This window comes from Pseudomonas sp. RW407 (assembly GCF_003176655.1).
Lineage (GTDB): Bacteria > Pseudomonadota > Gammaproteobacteria > Pseudomonadales > Pseudomonadaceae > Pseudomonas > Pseudomonas delhiensis.
On the sequence record NZ_QGSL01000107.1, the window covers coordinates 653,506 to 680,120 of the forward strand.

General features: G+C 65.5%; 28 protein-coding genes and 1 tRNA gene. 20 read left to right on the plus strand and 9 right to left on the minus strand.

The window, feature by feature from the left end; all coding sequences use genetic code 11:
* Positions 1-65: 65 nt before the first annotated feature.
* The gene (locus DK254_RS26980; protein ID WP_109936289.1) at positions 66-770 is read right to left on the minus strand and encodes a glutathione S-transferase N-terminal domain-containing protein; all 705 of its coding nucleotides are present in this window, start codon (positions 768-770) and stop codon (positions 66-68) included.
* A gap of 121 nt (positions 771-891) precedes the next feature.
* Here DK254_RS26980 and DK254_RS26985 point away from each other — a divergent pair, with 121 nt between their 5' ends.
* Positions 892-1,329: an HIT family protein gene (locus DK254_RS26985; protein WP_089391891.1), complete on the plus strand. Its 438-nt coding sequence runs from the start codon at positions 892-894 to the stop codon at positions 1,327-1,329.
* A gap of 36 nt (positions 1,330-1,365) precedes the next feature.
* Here DK254_RS26985 and DK254_RS26990 read toward each other — a convergent pair whose 3' ends face one another.
* Complete coding sequence (locus DK254_RS26990; RefSeq protein ID WP_109936290.1) at positions 1,366-1,785, minus strand: 3-isopropylmalate dehydratase; 420 nt, start codon at positions 1,783-1,785, stop codon at positions 1,366-1,368.
* A 220-nt stretch (positions 1,786-2,005) separates the two neighbouring features.
* Here DK254_RS26990 and DK254_RS26995 point away from each other — a divergent pair, with 220 nt between their 5' ends.
* The gene (locus DK254_RS26995) at positions 2,006-3,067 is read left to right on the plus strand and encodes a GGDEF domain-containing protein (protein WP_109936291.1); all 1,062 of its coding nucleotides are present in this window, start codon (positions 2,006-2,008) and stop codon (positions 3,065-3,067) included.
* Here DK254_RS26995 and DK254_RS27000 read toward each other — a convergent pair.
* Positions 3,064-4,077 carry an acyltransferase gene (locus DK254_RS27000; RefSeq protein WP_109936292.1) on the minus strand — a complete coding sequence of 338 codons (1,014 nt, stop codon included), beginning with the start codon at positions 4,075-4,077 and terminating at the stop codon, positions 3,064-3,066. The genes DK254_RS26995 and DK254_RS27000 overlap by 4 nt on opposite strands.
* 425 nt (positions 4,078-4,502) lie before the next feature.
* Here DK254_RS27000 and DK254_RS27005 point away from each other — a divergent pair, with 425 nt between their 5' ends.
* From DK254_RS27005 to DK254_RS27015, 3 genes are all read left to right on the plus strand, one after another.
* Positions 4,503-5,624 (plus strand): beta-ketoacyl-ACP synthase III, encoded by a 1,122-nt coding sequence (locus DK254_RS27005; protein WP_109937314.1) that lies wholly within the window; start codon positions 4,503-4,505, stop codon positions 5,622-5,624.
* A gap of 70 nt (positions 5,625-5,694) precedes the next feature.
* The gene (locus DK254_RS27010) at positions 5,695-6,237 is read left to right on the plus strand and encodes an RNA polymerase sigma factor (RefSeq protein WP_256596013.1); all 543 of its coding nucleotides are present in this window, start codon (positions 5,695-5,697) and stop codon (positions 6,235-6,237) included.
* Positions 6,231-6,470: a zf-HC2 domain-containing protein gene (locus tag DK254_RS27015; RefSeq protein ID WP_109936294.1), complete on the plus strand. Its 240-nt coding sequence runs from the start codon at positions 6,231-6,233 to the stop codon at positions 6,468-6,470. Before DK254_RS27010 ends, DK254_RS27015 begins: the two co-directional genes overlap by 7 nt.
* 334 nt (positions 6,471-6,804) lie before the next feature.
* On the opposite strand, the gene DK254_RS27020 is transcribed toward DK254_RS27015, so the two are convergent.
* Entirely contained in the window at positions 6,805-7,734 is a 930-nt protein-coding gene (locus DK254_RS27020; RefSeq protein ID WP_109936295.1) for a DedA family protein/thiosulfate sulfurtransferase GlpE, read from the minus strand.
* A gap of 293 nt (positions 7,735-8,027) precedes the next feature.
* On the opposite strand from DK254_RS27020, the gene DK254_RS27025 reads away from it, so the two are divergent.
* From DK254_RS27025 to DK254_RS27035, 3 genes are all read left to right on the plus strand, one after another.
* A complete protein-coding gene (locus DK254_RS27025) occupies positions 8,028-9,326 on the plus strand; it encodes an OprD family porin (protein ID WP_109936296.1) in 1,299 nt (432 codons plus the stop codon).
* 301 nt (positions 9,327-9,627) lie between these two features.
* A complete protein-coding gene (locus DK254_RS27030; protein ID WP_109936297.1) occupies positions 9,628-10,767 on the plus strand; it encodes an acyl-CoA dehydrogenase family protein in 1,140 nt (379 codons plus the stop codon).
* A 34-nt stretch (positions 10,768-10,801) separates the two neighbouring features.
* Positions 10,802-11,983, plus strand: a complete 1,182-nt coding sequence (locus DK254_RS27035) for a CaiB/BaiF CoA-transferase family protein (RefSeq protein ID WP_109936298.1) — start codon at positions 10,802-10,804, stop codon at positions 11,981-11,983.
* A 6-nt stretch (positions 11,984-11,989) separates the two neighbouring features.
* Here the strand turns inward: DK254_RS27035 and DK254_RS27040 are convergent, their stop codons facing one another.
* The 3 genes from DK254_RS27040 to DK254_RS27050 form a co-directional block, all read right to left on the minus strand.
* On the minus strand, positions 11,990-12,487 hold the full coding sequence (locus tag DK254_RS27040) for a SprT family zinc-dependent metalloprotease (RefSeq protein ID WP_089391881.1): 498 nt from the start codon (positions 12,485-12,487) through the stop codon (positions 11,990-11,992).
* Positions 12,488-12,930: 443 nt separating this feature from the next.
* Entirely contained in the window at positions 12,931-13,527 is a 597-nt protein-coding gene (locus DK254_RS27045) for a Yip1 family protein (protein WP_109936299.1), read from the minus strand.
* Between the two features lie 161 nt (positions 13,528-13,688).
* Positions 13,689-14,285, minus strand: a complete 597-nt coding sequence (locus DK254_RS27050) for a DNA-J related domain-containing protein (protein WP_109937315.1) — start codon at positions 14,283-14,285, stop codon at positions 13,689-13,691.
* An 89-nt stretch (positions 14,286-14,374) separates the two neighbouring features.
* Here DK254_RS27050 and ttcA point away from each other — a divergent pair, with 89 nt between their 5' ends.
* Complete coding sequence (ttcA, locus tag DK254_RS27055; RefSeq protein WP_109936300.1) at positions 14,375-15,202, plus strand: tRNA 2-thiocytidine(32) synthetase TtcA; 828 nt, start codon at positions 14,375-14,377, stop codon at positions 15,200-15,202.
* Positions 15,203-15,215: 13 nt separating this feature from the next.
* Positions 15,216-15,887, plus strand: a complete 672-nt coding sequence (locus tag DK254_RS27060; protein ID WP_109936301.1) for a DNA-3-methyladenine glycosylase I — start codon at positions 15,216-15,218, stop codon at positions 15,885-15,887.
* On the opposite strand, the gene DK254_RS27065 is transcribed toward DK254_RS27060, so the two are convergent.
* Positions 15,884-17,299, minus strand: coding sequence for a basic amino acid/polyamine antiporter (locus tag DK254_RS27065; RefSeq protein WP_109936302.1), 1,416 nt, complete (start codon positions 17,297-17,299; stop codon positions 15,884-15,886). The two genes, DK254_RS27060 and DK254_RS27065, sit on opposite strands and share 4 nt — an antisense overlap.
* 123 nt (positions 17,300-17,422) lie before the next feature.
* The gene (ddaH, locus tag DK254_RS27070; RefSeq protein WP_109936303.1) at positions 17,423-18,187 is read right to left on the minus strand and encodes a dimethylargininase; all 765 of its coding nucleotides are present in this window, start codon (positions 18,185-18,187) and stop codon (positions 17,423-17,425) included.
* A 177-nt stretch (positions 18,188-18,364) separates the two neighbouring features.
* On the opposite strand from ddaH, the gene DK254_RS27075 reads away from it, so the two are divergent.
* From DK254_RS27075 to DK254_RS27120, 10 genes are all read left to right on the plus strand, one after another.
* Positions 18,365-19,768, plus strand: coding sequence for a sigma-54-dependent Fis family transcriptional regulator (locus DK254_RS27075; RefSeq protein WP_109936304.1), 1,404 nt, complete (start codon positions 18,365-18,367; stop codon positions 19,766-19,768).
* A gap of 14 nt (positions 19,769-19,782) precedes the next feature.
* Positions 19,783-20,547 (plus strand): NAD-dependent protein deacylase, encoded by a 765-nt coding sequence (locus DK254_RS27080; protein WP_109936305.1) that lies wholly within the window; start codon positions 19,783-19,785, stop codon positions 20,545-20,547.
* A gap of 65 nt (positions 20,548-20,612) precedes the next feature.
* Entirely contained in the window at positions 20,613-21,245 is a 633-nt protein-coding gene (locus DK254_RS27085) for a C40 family peptidase (RefSeq protein WP_089391873.1), read from the plus strand.
* Between the two features lie 82 nt (positions 21,246-21,327).
* A complete protein-coding gene (locus DK254_RS27090; RefSeq protein ID WP_109936306.1) occupies positions 21,328-21,861 on the plus strand; it encodes a C40 family peptidase in 534 nt (177 codons plus the stop codon).
* A gap of 15 nt (positions 21,862-21,876) precedes the next feature.
* Positions 21,877-22,539, plus strand: coding sequence for a class I SAM-dependent methyltransferase (locus tag DK254_RS27095; RefSeq protein ID WP_109936307.1), 663 nt, complete (start codon positions 21,877-21,879; stop codon positions 22,537-22,539).
* Between the two features lie 82 nt (positions 22,540-22,621).
* Positions 22,622-22,697: transfer RNA gene (locus tag DK254_RS27100), tRNA-Ala, on the plus strand.
* 165 nt (positions 22,698-22,862) lie between these two features.
* Complete coding sequence (locus tag DK254_RS27105; protein WP_109936308.1) at positions 22,863-23,828, plus strand: glycosyltransferase family 2 protein; 966 nt, start codon at positions 22,863-22,865, stop codon at positions 23,826-23,828.
* Positions 23,828-24,541, plus strand: coding sequence for a methyltransferase domain-containing protein (locus DK254_RS27110; protein WP_109936309.1), 714 nt, complete (start codon positions 23,828-23,830; stop codon positions 24,539-24,541). The genes DK254_RS27105 and DK254_RS27110 overlap by 1 nt, the downstream gene beginning before the upstream one ends.
* Positions 24,542-24,558: 17 nt before the next feature.
* Entirely contained in the window at positions 24,559-24,990 is a 432-nt protein-coding gene (locus tag DK254_RS27115) for a GtrA family protein (RefSeq protein WP_158546445.1), read from the plus strand.
* On the plus strand, positions 24,980-26,602 hold the full coding sequence (locus DK254_RS27120) for a hypothetical protein (RefSeq protein ID WP_109936311.1): 1,623 nt from the start codon (positions 24,980-24,982) through the stop codon (positions 26,600-26,602). Before DK254_RS27115 ends, DK254_RS27120 begins: the two co-directional genes overlap by 11 nt.
* Positions 26,603-26,615 lie beyond the last annotated feature (13 nt).

Sequence of the window (26,615 nt, forward strand, 5' to 3'; positions counted from 1 at the left end):
CGTCCGCGATGGGCCGAGCCCGCGCACCGAATGTCGCGGATAAATCCGCTCCTACAGGCGCCCCCTCAATCCCGCTCCGGAATCCCCAACCCCCGCTGCACGGCCGGCCGCGCCAGGAAGGCTTCCAGCACCCGCTGCACATTGCCGAAACGCTCGAACTGCACCAGGTCGCCGGCCTCGTAGAAGCCCACCAGGTTGCGCACCCAGGGGAAGATGGCGATGTCGGCGATGCCGTACTCCTGGCCCATCACCCAGTCGCGGCCTTCCAGGCGCTGGTCGAGCACGCCGAGCAACCGCCGGGACTCCTCCACATAGCGGTTCAGCGGCCGCTTGTCCTCGATCTCGCGGCCAGCGAACTTGTTGAAGAAGCCGAGCTGGCCGAACATCGGGCCGATGCCGCCCATCTGGAACATCAGCCACTGGATCGCCTCGTAGCGCCGGGCCGGGTCCTGGGGCAGCAGCTGGCCGGTCTTGTCGGCCAGGTAGATGAGGATGGCGCCGGACTCGAACAGTGCCAGCGGCTGGCCGCCGGGGCCGTCGGGGTCGAGGATGGCGGGGATCTTGTTGTTCGGGTTCAGCGAGAGGAATTCCGGGCTGAACTGGTCGTTGCGTTCGAAGCTGACCAGGTGCGGCTCGTAGGCCAGGCCGGTTTCCTCCAGCATGATCGACACCTTCACGCCGTTGGGCGTGGGCAGCGAGTACAGCTGCAGGACGTCGGGGCGGGTGGCGGGCCATTTGCGGGTGATCGGGAAGTCGGCGAGCGAAGGCATGGGAACTCCGGTCTGAAAGTCGAACGCCCAGCATACGCCGCCGAACCTGCTGGGGGGAGGTGCCAGCGGCGCCGCGAGCCGGTATGGTGCTGCCTCCGATCCACCGCTCAAGGACAGCGCCATGAGCCTGCAAGGCACCTACGACCCGCAGAACATCTTCGCCCAGATCATTCGCGGCGACGCCCCCTGCTACAAGCTGTACGAGGACGACGACGTGCTCGCCTTCCTCGACCTCTTCCCGCAGTCCCACGGCCATGCGCTGGTGGTGCCCAAGCGCAGCGCCGCGCGCAACATCCTCGAGGTCGACCCCGACGCGCTGTGCAAGGTGATGGGCGTGGTGCAGCGCCTGACCCGCGCGATCGTCGACGAGCTGAACCCCGACGGCGTGCAGGTGGCCCAGTTCAACGGCGCGCCGGCCGGGCAGACGGTGTTCCACATCCACGTGCACATAGTGCCGCGCTATGCCGGCCAGGGCCTGGGCATCCACGCCGCGCAGAAGGCCGACCCCGCCGAGCTGGAGCAGCTGCAGGCGCGCCTGGTGCGACGTATCGACGGGTAAAGCGGGGAAGGGCGGGGCCGTGGCCCCGCCCGGGCGTCAACGCTGGGCCGGGAGGATGTCGAAGCCTTTGTTGGCGTCGCTGAGGATGCGGAACTGCGCGGTCTCGCCGGCGGCGAGGTCCACCAGCAGTTCGCGGCGCAGCAGGCCCTTGCTGCACAGGCCCTCGCCCTGTTCGTCGGCGCCGATGCCGACGATGTGCTGGCCGGGCGGCAGCTGGAAGCTGGCGGTCTCGCCCACGGCGATACGCGCGGCCAACTGGCGGTCGATCTTGAAGGCGACCATGCAGCCGCCACCGAGGAAGCCCAGGTCGCGCTCGACCTCGACCTTGGCGCCGCCCTGGGCGCTCTGCTGGAAGCCCAGCAGGCGGTCGGCGGGCACCGTGCCGGTTTGCTTGGCCTGGTAGGACGAGCAGCCGGCCAGGGCCAGCAGGGACAGCGAAGCGATCAGTACGCGCATGGGCGCCCTCCGTGGTTGGGGTTCCTCGAAGGCTAGCGCAGCGGCGATGAAGCTGCCGTGAATTCGCCGTGGGGGTGGTGGGCGCCTCCGTTGCACCGTCCGGCGGGCGACGACCGGCGGTGATGCCGGGCGGGCGGACTGGCTAGACTCCACCCACGCGGATGGGCGGTCGTTTCGTCCAGCGCTCCGCCATGCCGGGCGGGGCCAGGGAAAGGTAGCCATGCACGACAAGGCAAAAGCCAACGCGCCGGGGGAGCCGGCAGCCAGCACCAGCGGACTGGACCTGGCCGACCAGCGCCTGCTGATGCGCCTGATCTTCCTCTGCACCGGACTGACCCTGGGCGTCTTCTCGGTGCTCCAGTGCCTCAATGGCAACTACCTGCTGGCGGGCCTGGAGGTGCTGGTCTGCCTGCTGCTGCTCTGGGCCACCTGGCGCCTGGTGCGGGTGCGCGACCTGACGCCGTGGATCTACGCCTACCTGCTGCCCACCTTCTGCTTCCTGGTCTACATCATCATCATGCCGCAGGCCTCGGCCACGGCCTTCGTCTGGCTCTACCTGATGCCGGTGATGGCCTACCTGCTGCTGGGGGCGTGGCGCGGCTTCCTGCTCTCGGTGCCCTTCGTCGGCGTGGCCGCGCTGCTCTACCTGCGCCAGCACCCGATGCGCCTGGACGCCCCGGGGATGATCGACCTGGGCAACGCCATCCTCTGCGGCCTGCTGATCATGGCCTTCGTGCACATCTACGAAACCCGCCGCGCCCAGGCCCAGCAACTGCTGCGGCGCCTGGCGATGAGCGACGCGCTGACCGGCGTGGCCAGCCGCGAGGCCTTCCAGCGCGCGGTGCTGCGTTGCCTGGAGGAGGCCCGCGGCAACGACCAGCGCTGGGTGCTGGTGCTGCTGGACGTGGACCACTTCAAGGACGTCAACGACCGCTGGGGCCACGACGCCGGCGACAAGGCCCTGCAGTACCTCTGCGCCCGGCTGCGCCTGCACCTGCGCGCCGGCGACATGATCGGCCGCCTGGGTGGCGAGGAGTTCGCCCTGCTGCTGCGCAACACCGTTGGCTTCGACGCCACGCCGCTGGTGGAGCGCCTGCGCACGGACCTGGCGGCCAACCCGCTGCTGTATCGCGGCCATGTCATCCCGCTGTCGGCCACCTTCGGCCTGGCCGAGTGGCCGCAGGACGGCGACGACGCCGAGGCCCTGTACCGCTGCTGCGACCACCGCCTCTACCGCGGCAAGGCCCTGGGGCGCAACCGCCTGGTCTGCAGCGACGGCTAGGCCGGCACCGGGCGCGGCGCCCAGGCCCGCTTCAGGCGCCGGCCCAGGCGCAGCTCCACCCATTCGTAGCTCAGCCAGGCCAGCAACAGGATCGCCGGCAGGCACAGCGCCAGCGTCTGGTACGGGCCCAGGCCCAGGCGCTGGTGCAGCCAGTAGCTGCCCAGCCACAGCACTATCACGTGGACCAGGTACACCGAATAGCTCCAGTCGCCCAGCGCCTTGAGCGGGCGGCAGCCGGCGAACCACGGCTCCAGCGCCACGCAGGCGGCCACCAGCACCGCGCTGGGCAGGCCCCAGGTGAGCGGGCGCCAGGGATGCTCGGCGGGGAAGTGCAGCAGCACCAGCACCGCGCCCAGCGCCAGCGGCAGCGCCACCGAGGCGCGCAGGCGCAGCAGGCCGCGGCGGTGGAGTTCGGCCAGCAGCAGGCCGAAGAGGAATTCGCAGACGATGGGGTCGCGGTAGAAGTTGCTCAGCCACGGCGCCTTCGCCAGCACGCCGCTGACCAGGGCCAGCAGCGCGCCCACCAGCCAGGGGCGCCAGCGTTCGCCCACGGCGAAGGAGAGGGCGAACAGCAGGTAGAAGAGCATCTCGAAGTTCAGCGTCCAGCCCACCGGCAGTATCGGGTAGAAGCCGAAGCCGCCGGGGTTCTGGCTGGGCAGGAAGAGCAGCGACAGCAGCAGCTGCGGCAGGGCCACGCCGTAGACCGGCATCAGGTTGCCGAAGGCGTAGAGGATCAGCGCGGTGATGGCGGTGTACAGCCAGTAGGCCGGGGCGATGCGCGCGACCCGCTGGGCCAGGAAGGTCAGGCCCGGCACCTGGCGCCCGGCGCAGGACAACTGGATGACGAAGCCGCTGAGGACGAAGAAGATGTCCACCCCGACCTGGCCGCGGGTGGACAGCAGCCGCCCGCCGAGGCTGTCGGCGCGAAAATCGAAGAACACCTGCATGAAATGATGGAACACCACCAGCCAGGCGGCCAGGGCCCGCAGCGCCTGAAGGGAAACCAGCATCGCTACCTCTGTCGTTGCACATGGAAAGGGGCGCCCACGGGCGCCCCTTTGCTCGACAGCGGTTTCCCCGCAGGGGTTCAGCGCAGCCGCCCGGCGGTGCGTCGTGGCGTGGCCAGCCGCCAGCAGGCGCGGATTTTCAATAGCCGTCCGGTACAAGGTCCGTTTGCTGGAAAACTACGCTTCGGCAGCGGCATTTCCTGGCGATTTGTCGCATAATCGGCGGTTATTCGAGCGCCGTGCAGCGCCGTCGCCGTTGGGCGGCCGGGGATGCCAGTGCGCCACCTTCGATGGCACACTGCCTGGTCATCAGGCAGCGTGCCCCCGGCCCAAGCGGCCGGAACCCTTGCAGTGCCGGCCCGCGGGCGGGCACATCGATGCCTAACCATGCTGCCGGGGCCGGCAGCCAGATTGAGAGAGGATTGACCGTGCATAAAGTCGTGATCAGCGGAACCGGTCTCTATACCCCGCCGTTCAGCATCTCCAACGATGAACTGGTGGAGTCCTTCAATACCTACGTCCGCCAGTACAACGACCAGCACGCCGAAGCCATCGCCAAGGGCGAACTGGAAGCGCTGAGCGAATCCAGCTCGGCCTTCATCGAGAAGGCCTCCGGCATCAAGAGCCGCTTCGTGGTCGACAAGGAAGGCATCCTCGATCCGCAGCGCATGGTCCCGCGCATCCCCGAGCGCAGCAACGACGACTGGGGCATCCTCTGCGAGATGGCCGTGCATGCCGCCAGGGAGGCGCTGCACCGCGCCGGCCGCACCGCGCAGGACATCGACGGGGTCATCGTCGCCTGCTCCAACCTGCAGCGCGCCTACCCGGCGGTGGCCATCGAGGTCCAGGCCGCACTGGGCATCCAGGGCTTCGGCTTCGACATGAACGTGGCCTGCTCCTCGGCCACCTTCGGCCTGCAGGCCGCGGCCAACGCCGTGCAGCTGGGCCAGGCCCGCGCCATCCTGATGGTCAACCCGGAAATCTGCACCGGCCACCTGAACTTCCGTGACCGCGACAGCCACTTCATCTTCGGCGACGCCGCCACCGCCGTGGTCGTCGAGCGCGCCGACCAGGCCGCCGGCAAGCAGCAGTTCGACATCGTCAGCAGCAAGCTGCTGACGCAGTTCTCCAACAACATCCGCAACAATTTCGGCTTCCTCAACCGCGCCGCGGAAGAGGGTATCGGCCAGCGCGACAAGCTGTTCGTCCAGGAAGGCCGCAAGGTGTTCAAGGACGTCTGCCCGATGGTCGCCGAGCTGATCGGCGAGCACCTGGCGCAGAACGACATCCCGGTCACCGAGGTCAAGCGCTTCTGGCTGCACCAGGCCAACCTCAACATGAACCTGCTGATCACCCGCAAGCTGCTCGGCCGCGACGCCGAGGCCCACGAGGCGCCGGTGATCCTCGACACCTACGCCAACACCAGCTCGGCCGGCTCGGTGATCGCCCTGCACAAGTACCACGAGGACCTGCCCGCCGGTTCCATCGGCGTGCTCAGCTCCTTCGGCGCCGGCTACTCCATCGGCAGCGTGATCCTGCGCAAGCGCTGACCGGGTGGGCGAAGCCGACGGCGAACTGCTGGCGCGCCTGCGCGCCGGCGAGGACGCGGCCTTCCGCGAGATGGTCGCGGCCTACCAGGGCGCCATGCGCGCCGTGGCCCGCGCCATCGTCGGCCCCTCGCTGGCCGACGAGGTGGTGCAGGACGCCTGGCTCGCGGTGGTGCGCCACCTGGACGGCTTCCAGGGGCGTTCCAGCCTCAAGACCTGGCTGCTGACCGTCACCGCCAACACCGCCAAGAGCAGGTTGCGCCAGGTGCGCCGGGAAGTGTCGCTGGACGACCTGCCGGCGCCCCACGGCAGCGTCGACGACAGCCGCTTCGCCGCCGACGGCCACTGGAGCGCCGCGCCCCAGGCCTGGCATTCGGACTCGCCCGAGGCCCTGCTGGCCGAGGACGAACTGCGCGAGTGCCTGGAAAAGACCCTGCTCAGCCTGTCGGACATGCAGCGCAGCGTGCTCCTGCTGCGCGAGCGCCAGGGGCTGGAGTTGCAGGAAATCTGTAATCTGCTGGCGCTTTCCCTCTCCAATGTCCGGGTGCTGCTGCACCGCGGGCGGCTGAAGCTGTTCGCCACCCTGGAGCATTTCGAGGAGACCGGCCAATGCTGACCTGCAAGGAACTGGTGGCCCTCTCCAGCGACCTGCTGGACAGCCAACTCGGCCTGCGCGAGAAACTGGCGGTGCGCCGCCACCTGCTGCTGTGTCGCCACTGCCGGCGCTTCATCCGCCAGATGCGCCTGACCCAGGCGACCCTGCGCCGCCTGCCGGAAGACCGCGAAGCCGGCCTGGACCTGCTGGCCGCGCGGCTGGCCGAGCTGCGCCGGGATCACTCGCGGCGCTGAGCGCAATCGCGGATGAGATCCGCCCCTACCATACCGGTGAGTACGGCTTCTCGTAGGAGCGAGCTTGCTCGCGAATGAACCTCGTAGCGGAGTCTGTTCGCGAGCAAGCTCGCTCCTACGAAGAGCACCTCGGCGAGTCGGCAAGACAGTCGCTTCTACGGGCGAGGGGAACACCATGCCTTCCCGATGACCTGTAGGAGCGGGCCCTGCCCGCGATATCGCGCGCAGGGCGCGCTCCTACAAGGGGAATGGCGCAGGTAGCACACCGTAGGATGGGTTGAGCGAAGCGATACCCATCACCGTGGCCCGATGGGTATCGCAAGCTCAACCCATCCTACGAAAGCCCATCGGACCGGGCCTGGCTCGCATGCCACGCCTCCAGCCCGCCGGACAGCGCCCGGGCGCGCGGGTAGCCGAGCTTGCGCAGGCGCTCGGCGAGCATGGCCGCGGAGAGTTCGTTGGGGCAGGCGCAATAGATGACCACGTCGGCCCGGCCCAGGCTGTCGGCGAGCCCGTCCAGTGGGCTGTCCAGGGCCATCGGGATGGCTCCGGGGATGCCGTCCTCGCCGGCCTCGGCGCGCACGTCGAGGATCAGTGGGGTATCGCCCTGGTCCAGGCGCTCGCGCAGCTCCTCCACGCTGATCCGGGGAACCCGCGCGGTGCGCCGCAGCAGGCTGTAGCGCTGCCACAGGCGCCAGGCGATGAACGCTGCGAAGGCCGCCAGGAGCAACAGCAGGCCGCGGCTGGCGTAGTCGTGCAGCCAGCCCAGCAGGCTGTCGACGGTGTCGCTGAAGACGGCGCCCAGCAGCAGCGCCGAGCCCACCCACAGCGCCGAGCCGGCGAAGTCGTAGCCGAGGAAGCGGCGCAGCGGCGTGCCGGTCATGCCGGCCAGGCTGGTGGACAACGCGCCGGCGCCGGGCAGGAACTTGCTGATCAGCAGCGCGCGCGGGCCGATGCGCAGGTACAGGCTCTGGCTCTGGCGGATGCAGCTGTCGCGCGACAGCGACACCTTGCAGATGCTGCGCAGCAGGAAGCCGCCATAGCGGCGGCCGGCGAAGTACCAGGCGGTGTCGGCGATCAGGCAGGCCAGGGTGGCCACTGCCAGCGCCTCGCCGAGGGATGCCCCGTGCCCCTGCAGCGCCAGGGCGCCGGCGACGATCAGCGCCGGGTAGGCCGGAATCGGCAGGCCCAGCTGTTCCAGCAGCACATTGAGGAAGAGCAGGGCGGGGCCGTAGCGCTCGATCAGCGGTTGCAGTTCTTGCATGGGATGGACGCGGTGGTGGAGGGGGAGGCGACAGCATACTGCCGCCCGTCCGGTGCGTCAGTCATTGCTGACAGTCACTACTGTCAGCCGATGACCGCGTAGTCGAATTTTTCGGAAAAGTTCAGCTGTAACAAAAAGTTTATATCTATGCCGCCGATCTGAAATAACCCCCGGCCAAGATTCCCCGCAACACAGAAGAGCCGCCAAACGGCTGCGCGAGACCATGGGGGCCGCGCCCTGCATGCCAGGCGCTCAGCGTGTTCAACGCTTAAAACACCATAAGGGGAATCCTGATGATCCGTAAGAACTACGCCGGTTTTGCCATGGGCGGGCTGGCGCAGGCCGTGCTCGGCGCCAGCATTGTCGTACCCGCAGTCGCTCATGCCGACTTCATTTCGGACAGCAAGGCCAACGTTGAACTGCGCAACTTCTACTTCAACCGGGATTTCCGCAGTTCCACCCCCGCCCAGCAGAGCAAGGCCGAAGAGTGGGGCCAGGGCTTCATCCTGAAGTTCGAATCGGGCTACACCGACGGCACCATCGGCGTGGGCGTCGACGGCATCGCCGCCCTGGGCCTGAAGCTGGACTCCAGCCCGGACCGCACCGGCACCGGCCTGCTGCCCAAGACCGCCGATGGCGACGCTCCGGACGATTTCAGCAAGGGTGGCGCCACCCTCAAGCTGCGCTACGAGAAGAACACCCTGAAGATGGGCACCCTGACGCCCAAGCTGCCGGTCGTGGTCACCAACGACAGCCGCCTGCTGCCGCAGCTCTTCGTGGGCAGCGCGATCAACTCCACCCAGCTCGACGGCCTGAACTTCGACGCCGGCCGCCTGAACCAGACCAACCGCCGCGACTCTTCCGACTACGAGGAAATGACCGTCACCACCGGCGGCAAGAAGAACATCACCGTGCGCAGCGGCAACACCACCAACGAGTTCGACTACGCCGGCGCCACCTACAATTGGACCAAGAACTTCAGCACCGGCTACCACTACGGCCAGCTGGACGACTTCTACAAGCAGCACTACCTGACCGTCGGCTGGACCCTGCCGATCGCCGAAGGCCAGTCGCTGAAGTCCGATATCCGCTGGGCCAAGTCCACCGACGACGGCGGCAGCAACGTCGACAACAAGGCGTTCAACGCCATGGTCACCTACAACCTGGGCTACCACGCCTTCGGCGTCGGCTACCAGAAGATGAGCGGCGACACCGGCTTCGCCTACATCAACGGCACCGACCCCTACCTGGTGAACTACATCCAGATCCTGGACTTCGCCAACAAGGACGAGAAGTCCTGGCAGGCCCGCTACGACTACAACTTCGCCGGCCTCGGCATCCCCGGCCTGACCTTCATGACCCGCTACGTGAAGGGCGACAACGTCGACCTGCTCAACGCCAGCGGCGACGATGGCAAGGAATGGGAACGCGACACCGACATCGCCTACGTCGTCCAGGAAGGCGCGCTCAAGGGCTTCGGCATCAAGTGGCGCAACGCGACCACCCGCAGCGACTTCGCCCGCAACAGCGCCTCGTCCAACAAGGCGGACGAGAACCGCCTGATCCTCAGCTACACCATGCCGCTGTGGTAACAGCGCGCTGAAGCAAGACGTCACTCCTATGGTTTGGGCCCCGCCACCTGGCGGGGCTTTTTTTCGCCAGCGGCACACTGGCGCGAAGGTCAACGGCGGATAACGCCGTAGGCGTTATACGCCCTACGGCCGTGCGTCCCCGGAACCGTAGGAGCGGACTTCGTCCGCGATGCTCTTCAACTCCACGCGTCGATCACCGCTTGAACGAAAGCGTCAATCCAGGCTGAGCGCTGCCGTCATTGAGGCGCGGCGGGGCTGGCACCTAACCTGCCGGCACCTCCAACGACCAGGATTCGCCGCCATGCAGCGCATACACTTCGAGATCGAGCACAACCTGTTCCGCGATGCCTTCGCCGCCTTTCTCGCCAAGGAGGTGGTGCCGCACCAGGAGGCCTGGGAAGAGGCCGGGGTGGTCGACCGCAGCGTCTGGCTGAAGGCCGGCGAGCAGGGCTTCCTGCTGCCCTGGGCCGACGAGGAGTACGGCGGCGCCGGGCTGAAGGACTTCCGCTACGAGCAGATCATGTGCGAGGAGCTGGCGCGGATAAACGAGCCGGGCTTCATGATCCCGCTGCACTCGGCGCTGTGCGGGCCCTACATCGCCGAGTACGGCAATGCCGAGCAGAAGGCGCGCTTCCTGCCCGGGATCATCCGCGGCGAAACCATCCTCGCCGTGGCCATGACCGAGCCCTCCGCCGGCTCCGACCTGGCCGGCATGCGCACCACCGCGGTGGACAAGGGCGACCACTACGTCCTCAACGGCTCCAAGGTGTTCATCTCTAACGGCCTGCTGGCCGACCTGGTGATAGTCGCGGCCAAGACCGACCCCAACAACAAGCACGCCATGGGCCTGTTCCTGGTGGAGCGCGGCATGCCCGGCTTCGAGCGCGGGCGCAACCTGAAGAAGCTGGGCATGAAGAGCCAGGACACCGCCGAGCTGTTCTTCAACGACGTCAAGGTGCCCAAGGAGAACCTGCTGGGCGACGCCAAGGGCGGCTTCTACTACCTGATGAACATGCTCGCCCAGGAGCGCCTGACCAATGCCTGCGGCGCGGTGGCCGGGGCCGAGGCGGCGCTGCAGGCGACCATCGACTACGTGAAGGAGCGCAAGGCCTTCGACCGCCCCATCGCGCACTTCCAGAACACCCGCTTCAAGCTCGCCGAGATGCGCACCCAGGTGGACGTGGCCCAGGTGTTCACCGACCGTTGCGTGATGGACCACAACCAGAAGAAGCTCAGCCCCGAGGTGGCCGCCGAGGCCAAGCTGTTCACCACCGAACTGCTCGGCAAGGTGGTCGACGAGGGCGTGCAACTGCACGGCGGCTGGGGTTACATGTGGGAGTACCCGATCTGCCGGATGTACGCCAACGCGCGCATCCAGCGCATCTTCGCCGGCACCTCGGAGATCATGAAGGAAATCATCAGCCGCGGCATGAAGCTCTGAGGCCCGGCTGCAGAACCACGACACAGGAGTGCCCATGAACGGCCCGCTCGCCTCGCTGAAAGTCCTCGACTTCTCCACCCTGCTGCCGGGGCCCTTCGCCTCGCTGCTGCTGGCCGACATGGGCGCGCAGGTGCTGCGCGTGGAATCGCCCACGCGCATGGACCTGGTGCGCGTGCTGCCGCCCCACGACGAAGGTGTCTCGGCCAGCCACGCCTACCTCAACCGCAACAAGCGCAGCATCGCCCTGGACCTGAAGCGGCCCGAGGCGGTGGAGGTGGTGAAGCAGCTGGTGCGCGAGTACGACATCGTCCTGGAACAGTTCCGCCCCGGCGTGATGGACAAGCTGGGCGTCGGCTACGAGGCGCTCAAGGCCATCAACCCGAAGCTGATCTACGTCTCCATCACCGGCTACGGCCAGACCGGGCCCTACCGCGACCGCGCCGGGCACGACATCAACTACCTGGCCCTGGCCGGCGTGGCCAGCTACACCGGCCGCCGCGATACCGGCCCGCTGCCCCTGGGCGTGCAACTGGCGGACCTGGCCGGCGGCTCGCTGCACGGGGTGATGGGCCTGCTGGCCGCGGTGATCCACCGCCAGCAGACCGGCGAGGGCCAGCAGGTGGACGTCAGCATGACCGACTGCGCCTTCAGCCTGAACGGCATGGCCGGCGCCGGCTACCTGGCCTGCGGCGTGGAGCCGGGCATGGAGACCCAGGCGCTGAACGGCGGCAGTTTCTACGACTACTACCGCACCCGCGACGGCCGCTGGTTCTCGGTGGGCAGCCTGGAGCCGCAGTTCATGCAGCAGTTCTGCGCCGCCATCGGCCGCCCGGAACTGGCCGCCCGCGGCCTGTCGCCCAAGGCTGAGGAGCAGCAGGTGCTCAAGCGCGAGATCGCCATCGAGTTCGAGAAGCGCGACTTCGCCGACTGGTGCGAACGTTTCGCCGCCGTGGACGCCTGCGTGGAACCCATGCTGCCGCTGTCCGAGGCGGTGGAGCACCCGCAGATCCAGGCCCGCGGCCTGGTCACCGAGGTGCCCCGCGGCGATGGCCGCAGCCAGCGGCAGATGGCCTGCCCGATCCGCTTCTCCGCCGGCTTGCCGGCGCCCAGGCACATAGGCGCGGCCGCGGGTGCGCACAGCGCCGAGGTGCTGGCCGAACTGGGCTACAGCGACGAGCAGGTGGCGGCGCTGAAGGCGGCCAAGGTGATTGCCTGAAGGGGCTTACTCGCGCACCACTTCGCCGGTGAACACCAGGGTGGTGCGGCAGCGCCGGCAGTAGTAGCGGCGGCCCTGGGCCACCAGGTTGTGGCGCTGGGCGGAGAAGGGGAAGTCGGGGTTCTCGTCGCAGCGGCAGCGGTAGATGTAGCGCGTGGCGCGGCGCCGCTTGACCTCGTAGGTGTGGCAGCGGTCCGGCGGCAGGCCGTAGACGCCGCGCATGATCAGCTGCCATTCCTCGCCATGGGGGCGGATGCGCGGGCCGAACATCTGGTGGGCGATCAGGTGGGCGACCTCGTGGGCCACGGTCTGCTTGAGGAAGTGCTCGCGGTTCTCGCGGTAGAGCTGGGGGTTGAAGCGCAGCAGGTTCTCGTCCAGGTGCGCCACCCCGGCCTTCTGCCCGCGCAGGCGGAAGCTCACTTCCGGGCGCGGGAAGCGGCGCTGGAAGAAGCCTTCTGCCATCTGGTAGCAGGCTTCGACACGGGCGTTGAGCTGTTCGGGCATACAGTATTTTCTCCGGCGGCTGCCGATTATGCCGGAGCCGGCGGCGTTGTGCAGGCCGCTCGTCCGCCGTGCAGGTTCGGGCAAGCCGGGTGGAGTTTCAGGCAAGGCTGGCAGGTTGCTCTGCGTAGGAGCGAGCTTGCTCGCGAACGGAGTTTGCCGGCGGCGTAGGTGCCAGGTTCAAGAGCGCCCTCTCCCCAGCCCTCTCCCTGAAGGGAGAGAGGGCTTGTCCGTGCCGAGAGAAGTGATGGTTTCAGCCGGAACCTGCCGGGCTGACCGGCTGACGCCATAACACCAGATTCTGCCCAACGGTCCCCTCTCCCTTTAGGGAGAGGGTTAGGGAGAGGGGGCGGACTTCGACAGCACTCTGTGGCCAAGCCAGAAACCAAACCCCAAAAAACGAAAACCGGGCCCCCAGGGCCCGGTCTGCATTCGCCAGCCAAACCTCAGGTGTATTCCGGCCCCACGCCGCTGCCCCAGAGGATCACCGACAGCGCGATCATCGCCACCAGCACCACCAGGCCCACCGCCAGCACCGAGCTGGAGAACAGGAAGCCTTCGTCCTTGGGAATGTTCATGAAGGTCGGGATGCCGACGTAGAGCAGGTAGACCGTGTAGCAGACCGCCGCGGTGCCTATGACCATGCCCAGCCACAGGTGCGGGTAGAGCGCGGCCACGCCGCCGATGAACAGCGGGGTCGCCGTGTAGGCGGCGAACACTATGCACTGGGTCATGCTCGGGGTGGCGTCGTAGGTACGCGCCATCCAGTGGATGAAGGCGCCCATGACGGCGACGCCGGCGAGCATCGCCAGGTAGGTGAGCACGGTGAGCTGGATCGCGCTCGCCGGTGTCAACTTGACCGGTCCCGCGCTGCCCAGCACCCAACCCACCTGGGTGGTGCCAATGTAGGCGCAGATGACCGGGATGGCAGCCAATATCAGCACATGGGTCAGGTACATGTGGCTGATGCTTTCTTCTTCGCCGCGGATTTCCTGCCATTCCTGATCGGGATGGGTGAAGAGCCCCCACACATGATGGATCATCTCGGCAACCTCCTCGTTATTATGCAGGCCGCCTCCCAGCGCCGCGCCGGGGACGCGTGGACAGCGCCTTCCGGTGCCCGTCAGACTCGTGCGACCTTGTGTCGCAGTATAGGAAAGGCCCCAGGGCCGCGTCCTGCCTGGGGTTAGAGCAAATCGGAGTTTCATGGGCGGCTGTAATAGCGCTCGAGAATTTCCATCGCCTTGTTGATCGACTGCAGGCGCGTGGTGCTGCCGCCGCGGTCCGGGTGGTGCTGGCTGACCAACTGGCGGTAGCGCAGCTTGATCAGCGCGTAGTCCACGGGGCCGTCCTCCAGCTCGAACAGCGCTAGCGCGGCGGCCTTCTCGCCATCGCCCTGCATGCGCGTCCAGAAGCTCTCCAGCAGCTTCTCCACGTCGCGCTCGGTGGTGTCGCGCAGGTTGCTCTCGTCCAGGTAGTAGGCGCGCAGCGGGTCGCTTTCCACCAGGCCGGGCGCGCCGCTCTGCCAGGGCAGCAGGCGGATCTGCAGCGGGCCGATCTGCAGGAAGCCGGCTTCTTCGGCGCAAAGCTCATCGCGCAGGCGGTAGAGGGCGTTGAACACCAGGAAGTGGGTGCGGAACAGCACCAGCTTGTCCAGCAGCGGCAGGTGCGGGACATGGGTGGAATGCCGCGCCTTCAGTTGTTGGATCAACTGGTATTCGGAGAGGCCTTCGGGGGCCTCGCGCAGCAGTTCGAGCAACTGCCCGGCGAGGTCGAGGCGGGCGTCGAGGTCGCAAGTCATGGGCATGAGCCTAGCATCAGGCTACCGATGAAGGCGGGGTGCGCGTAAAATAACCAGCTTTTCGTCTTCCCCCCGGATTCCACAGCACCATGGCCAGTACCCTTTCGGTCAACCAGAACAAACTGCAGAAACGCCTGCGCCGCCAGGTCGGCGAGGCCATCGCCGACTTCAACATGATCGAGGACGGCGACAAGGTCATGGTCTGCCTGTCCGGCGGCAAGGACAGCTACACCCTGCTCGACGTCCTGCTGTACCTGCAGAAGGTCGCGCCGATCAAGTTCGAGATCGTCGCGGTGAACATGGACCAGAAGCAGCCCGGCTTCCCCGAGCACGTGCTGCCGGCCTACCTGGAATCCATCGGCGTGCAGTACCACATCATCGAGAAGGACACCTACTCGGTGGTGAAGGAGAAGATCCCGGAGGGCAAGACCACTTGCTCGCTGTGCTCGCGCCTGCGCCGCGGCACCCTCTATACCTACGCCGACGAGATAGGCGCGACCAAGATGGCGCTGGGACACCACCGCGACGACATCCTCGAGACCTTCTTCCTCAACATGTTCTACGGCGGCACCCTCAAGGCCATGCCGCCCAAGCTGCTGTCCGATGACGGCCGCAACGTGGTGATCCGCCCGCTGGCCTACTGCAACGAGAAGGACATCGAGGCCTACTCGCAGCTCAAGGCATTCCCGATCATCCCCTGCAACCTCTGCGGCTCGCAGGAGAACCTGCAGCGCCAGGTGGTCAAGGAGATGCTGCTGGAGTGGGAGCGCAAGACCCCCGGTCGCACCGAAATCATGTTCCGCGCCCTGCAGAACGTGGTGCCCTCGCAGCTGGCCGACCGCAACCTGTTCGACTTCGCCAGCCTGCGTATCGACGACACCGCCACGCCGCGCTTCGTCGACGTGATGAACCTGTAATAAAGGAAGGGCGATGCGCGACTACCAATGGCTGCACGAATACTGCCTGAACCGCTTTGGCTCGGTGGCGGCGCTGGAGGCGCGCTTGCCGCAGCCGAAAAGCCCGGCCGAGCTGGCCGCGGTGAGCGATGACCGCTACCTGTCGCTGATCAGCCTGCGCATCTTCCGCGCCGGCCTCAAGCACAGCCTGGTGGACGCCAAGTGGCCGGCCTTCGAGGAAGTGTTCTTCGGCTTCGACCCGCACAAGGTGGTGCTCATGGGCGGCGAGCGGCTGGAGAACCTGATGCAGGACACCCGCCTGATCCGCCACCTGGGCAAGCTCAAGAGCGTGCCGCGCAACGCCCAGATGGTCCTGGACATCGCCCGCGAGTACGGCAGCTTCGGCAAGCTGCTGGCGGACTGGCCGGTGACCGACATCGTCGGCCTGTGGAAGCTGCTGGCCAAGCGCGGCAACCAGTTGGGCGGGCTGTCGGCGCCGCGCTTCCTGCGCATGGCCGGCAAGGACACCTTCATCCCCTCCGACGACGTGGTCGCCGCGCTCAAGGCCCAGGAAGTCATCGACAAGGCGCCCACCAGCCAGAAGGACCTAGCCGCCGTGCAGGCCGCCTTCAACGCCTGGCACGAGCAGAGCGGCCGGCCGCTGTGCCAGCTCTCGATGATGTTGTCGTACACCGTCAACCACTAGAGCCCCAGCCGGCCGCTGCCGACCATCCACAGCGCCACCAGTGCCAGGGCCAGCACCAGCGCGCCCAGCGCCCGTTCGCCGGCGTTGCCGAAGGCCGCCAGGCCGCGCTGGCGCCGGGCGCGGACGAAGAAGCCCAGCCCCGGGGCGTAGAGGATCATCGACAGCAGCAGGTACTTCAGGCCGGCGGCGTAGAGCAGCCAGACGCCATAGACCGTGCCCAGCGTCGCCATCGCCAGCAGCGCCGGGGTGGGCTGGCGCAGCACGCGCCTGAGACAGAAGCCGGCGCACAGCAGGTAGGGGATCAGCGCCATCGAGGTGGCCAGCTGGATCAGCGCGTTGTAGCCCGAGGCGTTGAGGAAGGCGATCAGCAGCAGTACCGAGATCAGCGTGCTGGTCAGCCAGAGCGCCGGGGCGGGCGTGTCGACCGCATTGGTCCTGCCGAACAGCGCCGGCGCGGTGTGCCCTTCGCCGCGGCCGGCCAGGTAGAGCATCTCCACCGCCAGCATGGTCCAGGCCAGCAGTGCGCCGCCCACCGAGACGATCAGCCCGATGTTGATCAGCGTGGCGCCCCAGGGCCCGACGGCGGCCGCCATCACCTGGGCCATCGACGGGTTCTTCATCTGCGCCAGTTCGTGCTGCGGTACCACCCCCAGCGACAGCACCGAGACGCAGACCAGCAACAGCAGGGTGATGACGAAACCGAGCAGGGTGGCCCGGCTGACGTCGGCCGCGCGCCGCGCGTGGCTGGCGTAGACGGTGGCGCTCTCGATGCCGAGGAACACCCACACGGTGTACAGCATGGTGGTTTCCACCTGGCGGGTGATGCTGCCCAGCGCCGGGCTGCCCCAGAAGTCCAGGCGGAACACCTCGACGCGGAACGCCAGGGTGACGCAGAGGATGAACAGGGCGATGGGCACCACCTTGGCCAGGGTGACGATGGCATTGGTGATGGCCGCGTTGTGCACCCCGTGCAGGACGAATGCGTGCATCAGCCAGAGCACCACCAGCTCGCCGAGCAGCGCCGGCCAGGTGGTGCCGTCGCCGAAGAAGGCCAGGGCGCCGAACGAGCCCAGGGCGCTGAACAGCACCACCAGGTAGCCGGCGTTGCCGACCCAGGCGGAAATCCAGTAGCCCCAGGCGGCGTTGAAGCCCAGGTACTCGCCGAAGCCCTCGCGGGCGTAGCCATAGACGCCGTCGTCCAGTTCCGGGCAGGTGGTCGACAGCCACTGGAACACCCGCGTCAGCGTCAGCATGCCGACGAAGGTGATGCCCCAGGCGATGAGGATGGCCCCGGCGCCGGCGCCTTCGGCCATGTTCTGCGGCAGGCTGAAGATACCGCTGCCGATGATGCCGCCCACCACCAGGGCGGTCAGCGCCGGCAGGCCCAGCTTTCCTTTATCCGAAATCGACATCTTGCGCCTCCGAGACGGCAACCGGTGGCGTGGCGGTGGGGCCGCCACGCGTGAGCGCCGGCGAAGGGGAGGGGGCCCGCGCCGGCGTCGACGGGCCGCAGGGCCCGCCGGCAGGGCGGCCGATCAGAAGCGCAGGGACATGCAGCTGACGCCGCCGTCGATCTTGCGGTACTCGGAGGTGTCGACCTCGATCACCCGGTAGCCGAGGTCGGCGATCTTCTGCCGCGTCCGCGGGTAGCCGGCGGGCATGATCACCCGCTCGTTGACCCAGATGCAGTTGGCCGCATAGGCCTCTTCCTCGGGGATCTCGACGATGTTCAGGTGCTGGAACTCCGGCTTGCTGATGAACTCGCCGGCGGCCAGCAGGTTGCCGTGCTCCAGGTAGGCCAGCCCGGTCTTCAGGTGCAGCACCTTTTCCAGGCGCACCACCGAGCCGGTGAAGCCGTGCTTCTCGAGCAGGGCGATCATCTGCCGGGCGCCCTCGGCGTTGGTGCGCGCCGATTCGCCGATGTAGAAGTGCTCGCCGACCATCATGATGTCGCCGGCCTCGACCGTGCCGGGCGCCTCGATGCGCTCGACCTTGCCCGGGTAGAAGCGCTGGATGGTCTGCTCGATGATCGCGGTCTCGCCGCGCCGCGACTCGGCGCCGGGGCGGGTGATGATGGCGCAGCGCGAGGTGCAGAGCACCGGGTCCTCGACGAACACCGAGTCGGGGAAGCGCTCGTCCGGCGGCAGCAGGGTGATGTCCAGGTCGCAGGTCTGCAGTGCGCGGATGTAGGCGTTGTGCTGCTCCAGGGCCCTGGCGAAGTCCGGCTTGCCGAGGTGGCTGGAGGTCAGGCCGTCGACCAGGCTGCTGGCCGGGGTGCGGGCGATGATGTGCTTGAACATGGCGTTTCCTCTTGCAGGTGGATGCTCGTCACGTTGCAAGGCATGCGCCAGGCGGGCCGGCGCGCCGGCGACGGTTTTACTGGCCCGGCGTTGACCGGGAGCGGTGCGGGCTCGCGCGCTTTCGTCGAAACTGGGACAGTTGTCGAAATTCGGACGGATATAAAAGGCTGGGCTGCCATGGCTGTTGTCGACAAATCGACGGTTCCTGCGGGAAATGACGCGCTGCGCTGGCTGGTGGACAGCCTGGCGCCGATCTTCGACGGGTTGCGGCAACCGGTCACGGTGGTCGATACCCAGGGGCGCTTCGTCTACTACAACCGGGCCAGTGGCCTGCTCGACGGTCTCGACCCCCGGCAGGCGCTGGGCATGCACGTGCTGCAGAGCGCGCCCTGGCTGCCGGCCGAGCAGAGCACCCTGCTGCGCTGCCTGGCGCAGGGGCGGCCATCCATCGATACGCTGCAGGCCTATGTCGGCGCCGGCGGCGAACTGCTGCAGTACCGGCACCGGGCGATCCCGCTGCAGGGGCGCGATGGCCAGTTGCTCGGGGCGATGGAGGTGGGCGAGGTGGTGGCGGAGGGCGCCGCCGCGGGCGACGAGCCGGACTGCCCGTCGATCCTCAGCGTCACGCCCGGCCTGCTGCGGCAACTGCAGCGCCTGGACATCTTCGCTGCGACCGACCTGCCGCTGCTGATCCATGGCGAGACCGGCACCGGCAAGGAACTCTTCGCCCGCCGCGCCCATGCCCTGAGCCCGCGGCGCGGCGGCCCGATGATCGCCCTGAACTGCGCGGCCATCCCCGAGACGCTGCTGGAAAGCACCCTGTTCGGCACTACCCGCGGCGCTTTCACCGGCGCCGAGAACCGCAAGGGCATGTTCGCCCTGGCCGAAGGCGGCTCGCTGTTCCTCGACGAGATCAACTCCATGCCCATGGCCCTGCAGAGCAAGCTGCTGCGCGTGCTGCAGGACGGCAGCTACCTGCCGCTGGGCGGCCTGCGGCCGATGCAGGCGGACGTGCGCCTGATCGCCGCGAGCAACCAGGCGCCGCGCCAGGCAATCGCCGAGGGGCGCCTGCGCGAGGACCTCTACTACCGGCTGGAGGTCGGTAGCCTGAGCATCCCGCCGCTGCGCGAACGGCCCGCGGACGTCGAGCTGCTGGCCCGGGCCTTCGTGCGCCGCGATGCGCGCAGCCTGAACCCGCAGGTGACGGCCCTGGGGCCGAGGGCGCTGGCGCGCCTGCAGGCCTGCGCCTGGCCGGGCAACGTGCGCCAGCTGGAGAACGTGATCCGCCGCAGCCTGCTGCTGCATGGCCAGGCTGGCGCGGTGCTCGACGAGGTGGTCTTCGCCGATGAGGCGCCGGAGGTCGTGGCGGCCAGCGTCGCGGCCGATGACGTGGCGCCGGCGATGGGCTTGCGCGAAAGGCTGGCGGAACACGAGCGCGAGCTGATAGAAGAGGCCTTGCGCCGGGCGCGCGGGAACCTCTCACAGGCGGCCGCCAGCCTGCGCATCCCGCGCACGACGCTGCTGGGGCGTCTGCAACGCCTCGCCGCGCAGCATCCACCCGCTGGCGACGCGCCAGCCTGACAGGAACCACCCCCATGGACGCTTCGATGGCCTCGCTCGTCCACGCCCTGCAGGGCGCCGAGCGCATCCTGGTGATCACCGGCGCCGGCCTCTCGGCGGATTCCGGCATGCCCACCTACCGTGGCCTGGGCGGCCTGTACAACGGCGTGACCGAGGAAGGCATCGCCATCGAGACGGCCATCTCCGGGCCCATGCTGCGGCGTGACCCGGCGCTGTGCTGGAAGTACCTGGCGCAGCTCGGCCGGGCCTGCCTCGCCGCCACGCCCAACGCCGGCCACGAGGCCATCGCCGAACTGCAGCGGCGCAAGCCGGGGGGCTGGGTGCTGACGCAGAACATCGACGGCTTCCATCGCCGCGCCGGTTCGCCGCCGGAGCGGCTGATCGAGATCCACGGCGAGCTGCGGCCGTTGTTCTGCCAGTCGTGCGGGGCCGAGAGCGATGAGCTGGAGGCGCACCTGCAGCGTCCGCTGCCGCCGCGTTGCGCGGACTGCGGCGGCGTGCTGCGGCCACCGGTGGTGTTGTTCGAGGAGATGTTGCCGGAGGCGGCGATCGACAGCCTCTACGGCGAACTGCGCAAGGGCTTCGAGGTGGTGCTGCTGGTGGGGACCACGGCGAGCTTCCCCTACATCGTCGAGCCGGTGCTGCGCACCCGCGCCGCCGGTGGATTCGTCGCCGAGGTGAATCCGGGGCTGACCGACCTCAGCGCGAGGGTCGATGCGAGAATTGTCGGTCGAGCCTTAGACATTCTGCCGCAACTGATAGGTCACATTTCGCGATAAAAAACTTGCATCGCCTCGATCGAGCGGGCACATTAGCGCGCTAATGGAACTAATGAGACACGGTCGTGCCCATGCTTAGACGCTTCGCACCCCTCGTGCCCATGAGTTTCGTCTTGTTGCTGGCCGCTTGCGCCAGCCATTCGCCGGAGTCCCAGCCGGGTCAACAGCAGGTTGCCGTAGAGCAGGCCACCCGCAGCTGGGCTCAGATTGACCACCATCAGGCAACGCTGGCGGATGTAGAAGACGAGGGGGCAGGAAATGATAACGGGAACCCGTCAGGGCGGGTTTCCAGCATTCTGGATCGCGCATTCGAACTGATCGGCACGCCGTATCGCTTCGGGGGCCGTTCGGAGAAAACCGGTTTCGATTGCAGCGGCTTCGTCGGCTATCTGTTCCGCGAAGAGGCTGGAATCAAGCTTCCGCGTTCCACGCGCGAGATGATCACCATGGACGTCCCGCTGGTCTCCAAGGAAGACCTGCAACCGGGCGACCTGATCTTCTTCAACAACCGTGGTCGCGGGCGCGTGAGCCACGCCGGCATCTACATCGGCGATGGCCAGTTCATCCACTCCGCCAGCCGCCGCGGCGGTGGTGTACGGGTGGACAACCTGGACGACAGCTACTGGCGCCTGAGCTACATGGAAGCCAAACGCGTCCTGGAGCCGGGTTACCAGGCGCAGCAGACGGTAACGCGCTAATCTTAAAGTTTTACTTTAAGTATTGCGCTTAACCGTTTGACGGTGCAAAGTGATGGCATTCCTGAATCGGGGATGCCATCACATGCATACCTCCCTTCGTATCCTCTCTCTCGCACTGGTCTCCCTGTTGGCGGCCTGTGCCAGCCATACGCCGCCTGCGCCACCGCCGGTGGTCTACGCCCCCTCGAACAACTTCGGCAGCGATTCCCAGGCCGCGGACGACGTGCTGATACGCGCCATCGGCCTGGTGGGTACGCCCTATCGCTGGGGCGGCAATACCCCTGACGGCGGTTTCGACTGCAGTGGCCTGATCGGCTACGTCTACCGCGACGCCACCGGCCTGCAGCTGCCGCGCTCCACCCGCGAGATGATCGGCATGCGTGCCCCCGTGGTCGGCCGCGAGGGCCTGCAGAGCGGCGACCTGGTGTTCTTCGCCACCAACGGTGGACGCAACGTCAGCCATGCGGGTATCTATGTCGGCGAGGGGCGCTTCGTGCATGCGCCCAGAACGGGCGGGACCGTACGCCTGGACAGCCTCGACAGCCCCTACTGGCAGCGGGCCTTCCTGGAAGCCAAGCGCGTCCTCGCGGTACAGAGCCTCGCCCTCCATCCCTGATCTTCAGGAGGGCCCATGACCACCCGTACGCTCAACCTCGACGACGCGCTCTACCAATACCTGCTCGACACCTCCCTGCGCGACACGCCGCTGAAGGCGCGCCTGCGCGAGGAAACCGCCGCCCTGCCCACGGCACGCTGGCAGATCGCCCCCGAGCAGGGCCAGTTCCTCGCCCTGCTGGTGAAGCTGACCGGCGCCCGGCGCATCCTCGAAGTGGGTACCTTCACCGGCTACAGCGCCCTGTGCATGGCCGAGGCCCTGCCGGAAGACGGCCACATCCTCTGCTGCGACCTGCCCGGCGACTACAACGCCACGGCGCAGTCGTACTGGCGCGACGCCGGCGTCGAAAGCCGCATCCAACTGCGCCTGGGCCCGGCACTGGACACCCTGGCCGACCTGGAAAGGGAAGGGCAGGCGGGCAGCTTCGACATCGCCTTCATCGACGCCGACAAGGCCAACTACCCGCGCTACCTGGAGCACGCCCTGACGCTGCTGCGCCAGGGCGGCCTGGCGATCTTCGACAACGTGCTGTGGAGCGGCCGGGTGCTCGAAGCCAACCCGCAAAGCGCCGACACCCGAGCCATCCAGCAACTGAACCTGGCGCTGAAAAGCGACACGCGGGTGGACTATTCGCTGTTACCGCTGGGCGATGGCATGGGGCTGTGTCGCAAGCGTTGAATGGGTGCTGAGGGGGTGTCTATTTTTCCGACAGTGCCATCGTTGCCTGCAGGTAATGCCTGGGTTAGATTCCTACCCTATCGGGCCGATAGCTCAGCTGGGAGAGCGCCGCGTTCGCAATGCGGAGGTCGGGAGTTCGATCCTCCTTCGGTCCACCAGTTTCCTTTGATAACCTTGCTCCTATCGAGTCGGTGTGGTTTTCTGCACCGACTTAGTCCCCTGCCTTTACGAAGGCCTTGAAGTTCAAGTGCTGCTGTGGCTTGTCTCTGCTTCTGGTCCATTGGCCATTGCGAAAAATCCAAACGAAAACGGATGGTGATGAATTGACTGCCGATCCTCGCTCGGAAGTTCCATTGGCCTTGTCACTCGTGGTGCCGGTTTTCAACGAGGCGACGACAATAGGTTTGTTCATTGATGAGTTGAGCCGAGTATTTGCGGAGAGCTCCGAAATTCATCTGGAAGTCATTTTCGTCAATGATGGCAGCACCGATGAAACCCTTGCTGAAGTGTTAGAAGCACAGCGTCGAGATCCAAGGTTGAGAGTGGTCGATTTGAGCAGGAACTTCGGCAAGGAAGCGGCATTGACTGCGGGGTTACAGGTTGCCACTGGGCGAGTGGTAGTGCCTATCGATGTGGATTTGCAGGATCCGCCGGCATTGATTCTGACAATGATTGAGAAATGGCGGGAAGGTTTTGACGTCGTGCTTGGCTGTCGTGTCGATAGGGATACTGACTCATGGCCGAAAAGGGCCTCGGCCAATTGGTTCTACCGACTGTACAATCGGATCTCCGATTTGAAGCTACCGGAGAACGCTGGCGACTTCCGGCTGATTGACCGTTGTGTGGTCGATGCGCTGAACAAGCTCCCTGAGTCGCGCAGATTCATGAAGGGTCTGTTCGCATGGGTAGGCTTCAGAACTGCACAAGTCCATTACTCACGGCCGCAACGTATTGCCGGGAAAAGCAAATTCAATGGCTGGCGGTTGTGGAACTTCGCTCTAGAAGGCATTACCAGTTTTAGTACTGAACCACTGCGCATTTGGACCTATCTAGGCGCTTTCGTTTCTTTGGTGTCGTTCTTGTTCGCCGTGTTCATCGCTCTGAAAGTGATTATCCATGGGGTTGATGTACCTGGTTACGCGTCGCTGATGGTTGCAGTGACGTTTCTGGGAGGGTTGCAGCTAGTAGGTATAGGGGTACTGGGGGAGTATTTGGGGAGGACTTACCTGGAAACCAAGAGACGCCCCATCTATCTGGTGCGCAAAATTTATGAACCTAAGGATGACTGATGGATCTGAAGGAGTCCGAAATTCTTGGCGCTGCTGTCGAAGGGCACTGGTACTACAGCTCCAAGGCGAAAGCATTATCCTCCATCGTTGGGAGGGATATAGGTCCCAGCATTCTCGATGTAGGTTCCGGTTCTGCTTTTTTTTCACGCTATTTATTGACGCATACAACTGCCCGTGAAGCATGGTGTGTGGATACCAGTTACACTGCCGAAAAGGATGAAATGATTTCGGACAAGTGCCTGCATCTACGCAAGGCTATAGATCATGTGGATGCCAGTCTGGTTTTGCTGATGGATGTGATCGAACATGTCGACGATGATGTCGGGCTACTGGCTCTGTATAGGGACAAGGTACCGGCGGGCACTCGTTTTCTGGTGACGGTTCCGGCTTTCCAGTTTCTCTGGAGTGGCCATGACGAATTCTTGGAGCATCGACGTCGATATACCCTGAGTCAACTGGAAGATACTTTGCGCAAAGCAGGGCTTAAAATCAAAAAATCGAACTACTTTTTTGGTTCTGTCTTCCCGTTGGCAGCGGTATTGCGTCTGTTGGAGCGAGTCCGCCGCGGTTCTCAGTCTCCACGTTCGCAGTTGACTCGTCACTCACCGCTGGTCAATGCCACATTGAGAAGCATCTGCCAGGTGGAGACTTTCTGGATGCACCATAATCGGTTGGCCGGGCTATCGGTGTTCTGTCTGGCTGAGACTCAATGAGTGACAGGGCCTTCTTCATGAACGGATCCTGGCTGCTCCAAGAATGCCTAAGAGTCTTTCGATTCGCAGTCGTTGGCAGTCTGGCGACACTCATTCATATGCTCGTTGCCTGGGGACTCATCACCCAGGCCGCTCAGCCGGCTATGCTGGCCAACCTGGTGGCATTCCTCAGTGCGTTCGGATTGTCGTTTGTTGGCAACTACTACTGGACGTTTCGACGTCCAGGAAGCCAGCGCCGAGCAATGCTGCGTTTTTTCTTGATAGCGTTCAGTGCGTTCCTGATTAACAACCTTGTCCTGGCGTATTTGTTGCGCTCACAGCTTCTCCCTGTCGCCTCTTCTGTAGTTTTCGCAGCCTTGGTGATTCCACTGATCACCTACACTTTGAGCCGACTCTGGGGGTTCAGGCTCTCTCATTCCCAATCCAAGGATCGACAAGATGACCCATGACTTACCTGAAGCCTCCAGGATCAGAGGTGCGGTAGTCGAGGCCTTGCTTGGTTCAGCCTTGACCTGCGGCTTGGCTTTCTTGCTGCAATGGCGATATGGCTTCAGTTGGGCCGATGAGGGATTGCTCTGGTATGCCTCGCAACGAACCGCGCTGGGAGAGCTACCAATACTGGACTTCTTCAGCTACGACCCCGGCCGTTACTATTGGAACGGCCTGTTTTTCCACCTTCTGGGAGACTCCGGGTTGCTCTCCATGCTGCTGGCCTGTGCTGCGTTCGGCACCATGGGGCTGGCGGTCGTCTGGTTTGCGATGTGCCGTGCAGGGTTACCGTTCGCGTGGCGCCTCGGTTGTGCCGCCTTGCTGACCATCGGTCTCGGGTATCCGCGCCATAAGGTGTTCGAGCAATCCCTATCGCTCATGCTCTGTGGTCTGGTGTTCTGGATTCTATCCAGGCCGGATTCTGTACGACGCTGGTTGGGGTTCGGCTTCATTACGGGAATAGCTGCAATCTTTGGCCGGAATCATGGTGTTTTCTATGTTTTTACAGCCCTCCTTTGCGGAGGTTATCTGTTCATTACGAAGAGGTGGCAACTGCTCCCGAGAACCTCTGTGTTCTTTGGCGCAGGTGTCATCATTGGCTATTCGCCGCTGCTGTTCCTGATATTGCTCAATGCTGATTTCCGCGGGGCCTTCGTCGATTCAGTGCTTTTCACTGCGAACTGGCAATTGCCATTGCCTATTCCCTTCCTATGGCGCGTCGGTTTTCCTGCAGAGTTTGGCATAAACGGACTGCAGAGCGTTGCAGTTGGTATTGCTTGCGTGTTGATACCGCTGATCTATGTCGGCGGATTCATTCTGTTTCTCTGGCGAGAAAGACGTGAGCAGAGGGAGAGAAAACCCGTAATTCTGCTATTAGGGGCTGCTTGTATCGCTGGACTGCCTTATTTGCAGCAGGGCTTTGATCGGGCGGATTTCGGTCACATTGCGCAGGCCACCTTGCCGTTTATTCTCGCGCTCGTGTCTCTGGCGTACTACTGCGACGGTTTCGCCAGATCCAGAGTTGCCGCACGATGCCTGTTTGCCTTCTCGGTCGCTCTGGTTCTAGCCTGTTGGCTTCCCAGTGAGCCGGGAGTGAGGTTCTTGCGGATGCGCTTGGCCAATGCAGATAATGTTTCGCAGATAGTTATCGGAAATCGGAAATTCGAGGTTGAGCGGCCAACGGTAGAAATGTTGAACGCATTGCGTGGTGTCGTAGAAGAGTGTGCTATTGCACCAGACGAGTTCATGGCTGCCCCGCACTTTCCAGGAATCTATGCTTTCCTCGGAGTTCGGGCCCCTTTCTGGGAAATGTACTACTTGTACCCCCGGTCGGTGGAGTTCCAGCGTAGGCATATTGCGGCCATCGCTCGAACTAGGCTTATCCTCCTTGCACCCGAGGCGACCGTGGATGGTCTGGAGCGTCTGAAGTTGAAGAACACTTACGGGCTGTTGCTGGAGTACATTGAGCAGCATTACCGGGAGGTTCAGGTACCAGGTGTGATGGGCGGAGCGAAGATATATCTGTTACCCGGTACCTGCCCTGCTGTGGAGAATCCAGGCGGCGAACACTAGATGCGCCGAGAAG